Raw genomic sequence first — 4011 nt, 5'->3', positions numbered from 1 at the left:
CTCGCCGCAACAATCATTTGGTGGGTCTAATTGAGTCCGGACGTTAGCCGTGGGTGATCCGGTATGCGCCGGCTTTTGCGATCTCGCGACGATGATGATGCCGACAAGCGAAACCAGGAGGCCCACGGCCATCGCGAAGGACAAGGGTTCGCCGAACATCAACCAGGCCCAGATCATCGTCACTGGCGGGCTCAGATACAGGATTGCCGTCACGCGCGCCGGAGACGATTTCCTGAGTGCGATATAGTAGAGGCTCCACGCCCCGAAGGTCGCTACGAAGACGAGCCACAGGATGCCGCCGATAAAGCCTTGGTCAAGAACCGGAAGAACGCCTCCTTCGTACCAGGCGAACACGGCGAAGATCGCGGCCGCCGAAAGGCATTGGATGCACAAGCTCTGATAGACGGGCATGGATTTGCTCGGGCTGCGTTTCTGAAGCAGCGTCGCCATTGCCAGGGAAAGCGTGCCGAGAACAGGCAGGCCATAGGCCCAGAGGGGGACGCTGCCCATATTGAGGGACCATCCGGAGGCGATCAAAACGCCTGCCATACCGAGGCCGGAGCCGAACCACTGGCGCCCGGTCAGCACCTGCCCGAGAACCGGCCAGGATAATATCGCCACCGCCAGGGGCAGCATGTCGGCAATCAGGGCGACGAGACCGGTCGGCACGCCGTAGGAGATCGCCAGCGCGAACCCGGCCAGGTAGCCGGACATTGCCAAGGCGCCGAACACGATCTGTGCGAAAGCGTCTTTCCAGCGGATCGCCGGACCCATGATGAGCGCGAAAGGAAGCAGGAGCAGTCCGGACACCAGGCTACGCCAAAGCAGGATCAGGAAGATCGGAGCGTGGTCGATCGCAAATCGGATACCGACGAACCCGGCGCTCCAGGAAATCACCAGAGCCCCTTCCAGGATGATCAGCATGACAACCGCCGAAATTCCGCTTCTCGGGCGGTAGGAGACCGTGGCAACAGCGTCACTCATCCGAGGGGCGTCCGGCTTCTGGCGATTGCGCTACAGCGCCGTGGGTCCTTTCAGACGCACAAAGATCGCTGCAGATGTGAAGGGCACAGCCGGTCCCGGCCCCTGCTAAAGAGGATGTCGATCTCATAGCTGTTCCAAAATCGAGACGGCGATCTTGCGCGCGGTCTTCAGCCGCGCGTCATGCCCCTCGAGGCCGGCACGAGACATTGCTCCCTCGAGCAGGAATGACAGGTGCTGCGCGGTTTCGTCGATCGATGCGCCGCCCACCGGTTGCAGGGCAAGGAGGTGTTCCTTGAACAGCCGCTCCACTTCCTCCTTCTGGAGTGCGACCGTCGCCCGGCCCGGGTCGCCCACGGGAAGCTCTGCCGCGGCGTTGAGGAGCCCGCATCCTCGAAATCCCCATTCATAGGCAAGAGCGGCGTGGTCCACATAGGAATCGAAGATCGCCAGGATACGCTCCTGAGGCGTCGTCGCCTGCTTCAGCCGCTCCCGATAGGCGTCCCTCCACTCCGCAAGGCGTCTCTCCATATAGGCGTGGACGAGATCCGCCTTGGAGGAAAAATTGTTGTAGAGGCTCATTTTCGCGACTCCCGCATGGGCGGTGATCGCATCGATTCCGGTCGCCCCGACACCCTCGCGATAGAACAGCTCGGCTGCGGCGTTGAGCAGGCGCTCCTTGGCTGGCGTTCTCTCGGGCACGTCGAGTCTCCTTTATACTATGTAGACCGATCTACCTATTTACGCGACCTGTCAAGCTACCCGTGGCAATTGTCGCCTCAGGGTCCATCAAAAGGCACTCGATGCCTTCCATCGGGGGTCATTTCTGTGCTTTTTCAGACCGCTTGCGTCAAAGCGCTCGCTGCTGCGGCCGGACCATGCCAATCGCCTTCGCATGGGCACTGCCGAGACCTCGGCTCCGGGGTCAACGTTCAAGAGCCCGATGCAATGGGCGCCGAGCTCCATTTGTGCAATTCGCTCGACCAGGACCTACCGAGACGAAACGGCGGCAAGTTCGCCTGCCTCCATCATCTCCGCGGCCTTGGCGTAGCCGCCGCCCATTCCGTCGAGGAAGTGCAAATGCGCCTCTGGTCTGCCGGAAGGCACGAGACAGGTCATGAGGGCATGGGACTGGCGATGCAGGCCGAAGTTCACCTCGCCCCTTGCCTTTGCCGCAGCGAGGATGGCCTCGACCGCATCGATCTGTTCGGCCGTGCAGTCGAGCGTCAGGCGCAAGCCATCGTCGTACTTGCGGAAATCCGAGTTGGCGGCGATCTGCGTTCAATGTTGCGGATCGACATAGGCGTCCTTGTGCTTGGGAATGGTCAGGTCCTCAGGCACCGGATGGGACTGGCGCTGCCCTTCGTCGAAAACCGCAAGCACCCGTCTGGCAAGCGTGGCGAAAACATCAGGGCGTGTATTTTCATAGGGCTCTACCAAGAGCGACAGGATCTGGCCGTGCTGGCTCGCGAAAGGCGTCCATTCACACATCAGCCCGGTCAGATCCGGTTTCGTCGTGTACCGGCCCGGCTTTACCAGATAGCGCCCGTTCTTGATCTGTTGCTCGGCCCATTTGAGACCGCCGCCGGAAAACATCGCATAGGTGACGTTTTCCGAGGCTGCGTATCGCGCAACGCGCACGTCGCGCCCACCGGCACGGATTTCGCCGACGGGCAGCAAGCCGATGCGAAGCTCAAGACCGAGGCTTGCCTTTGCAAAGGCCGCCACCTGTCGCAACGTCGAAGTCGCGACCATAAGGCCCCGGGGCGGCAAGGCGAATGCGGCCCCGTCGCCGCGAAACACGAAGGGGAAATCGAACGCGCCCCAGGCATTGCCGAGCGCGGCGATGGCCGACGCGCCCGCGTAGTTGACGTCTTCATACCGCCCCGACCGGATCGCCGACGTCGAGCCGACAACATCCGTTATCCCGATCAACCAATCATCGGGCAGCGCCTCGTAGATGGACGGGTCGAGCACAAGCGAAAACTCGCCATAGGCTTGCAGCGGTTGGGCGTGGCTGTCGAGCATTGCTTGTTCCCCCGCTTTTTGTCGTATCAGCAATTTTGGCGAGGCGTCGGGTCTGCCCGCCTACTGCATGATTCCTCAAATCGGAATCGATTTAAGGAAAAAATCATGCAGCATTTCAAAGTGCTACAGCGACCCTAGCGCGTCCGATTGGACGCGCCTCGCTGTAGGGCGCCACGGCAGACCCGAACGATCCCGCTCAGAGAAGGTTGGTGGCAACGTCGATGTTGCCGCGGGTCGCCTTGGAATACGGGCAGATGTCGTGGGCCGCCTCGATGATCTCCTCGGCGAGTTCGCGCTCGATGCCCGGCACGCTGACGTTCAGCCGTGCCCTGAGGAAGTAGGAGCCGTCGTCGACGTTGAGATCGATCTCGGCATCGACCGCCGTACCTGCCGGAAGCTTGACGTTTCTCTGCGAAGCGGCGAGCTCGATCGCTCCGATGTAACAGGCCGACCAGGCGGCACCGAAGAGGTTTTCTGCAGCCGGATGCGGCTGCGACAACCTGAGGTCCAACTGGCCGTCGCTGCTGCGCGTGCCGCCGTTGCGGCCGCCGGTGTTGTGGGTCTTGCCGGTGAAAACGAGCTTCTCGGTCATGGCGAAATCCTTTCTAGATTTGCTTGTGTGTTAATCCGATTTAATCGGATGCGAGCTAAATACAGATAGCGAACGACCATGTCAAGCGGTTCCGATTTGATCGGACGCGAAATATTAGAAGTCGAACAGCTGGGGTCGTTGTCTGAAAGGTTTCTTTCGGGGCGAGAGGCTGGGGGCGGCTCATAGAGGGCGCGTATGCGAACTCTATAAGCCTCGACAATGCTAAATTAGAGTTTGATAATGTGGGTGCAGCGCCACCAAGGTCGGGGCAGGGTGGCGCTTGGGCAGGCGCTATTGAGCCGAGCCGTTACCGATCGATTCAGCAGGGCTCGGCGCAAGGCCGGTGGGCTTGCGACGCCTTCTTTGATGATGTGGACGCCCCCGCGCCGGCGGTTGCCGCTATGATGCCG

3 protein-coding genes and 1 pseudogene are annotated in these 4011 nt (G+C 61.1%); all 4 read right to left on the bottom strand.

Translation table 11 applies throughout. The features are described 5' to 3' along the window. The coding region (locus N181_RS05925; RefSeq protein WP_245290976.1) for a DMT family transporter at positions 1–984 on the bottom strand (984 nt) is incomplete at its 3' end. 123 nt (positions 985–1107) lie between these two features. Then, complete coding sequence (locus N181_RS05920; protein ID WP_037436995.1) at positions 1108–1683, bottom strand: TetR/AcrR family transcriptional regulator; 576 nt, start codon at positions 1681–1683, stop codon at positions 1108–1110. 288 nt (positions 1684–1971) lie between these two features. Continuing rightward, positions 1972–3009, bottom strand: a pseudogene (locus N181_RS05915) (DUF3095 family protein). Positions 3010–3205: 196 nt separating this feature from the next. Continuing rightward, the gene (locus N181_RS05910) at positions 3206–3601 is read right to left on the bottom strand and encodes an Ohr family peroxiredoxin (protein ID WP_037437233.1); all 396 of its coding nucleotides are present in this window, start codon (positions 3599–3601) and stop codon (positions 3206–3208) included. Positions 3602–4011: the final 410 nt, after the last annotated feature.

It is taken from the genome of Sinorhizobium fredii USDA 205 (assembly GCF_001461695.1).
In the GTDB taxonomy this organism is placed as follows: domain Bacteria; phylum Pseudomonadota; class Alphaproteobacteria; order Rhizobiales; family Rhizobiaceae; genus Sinorhizobium; species Sinorhizobium fredii.
The sequence above is the reverse complement of the archived record's forward strand: the minus strand, read 5'-3'. Positions and strand labels throughout refer to the sequence as shown.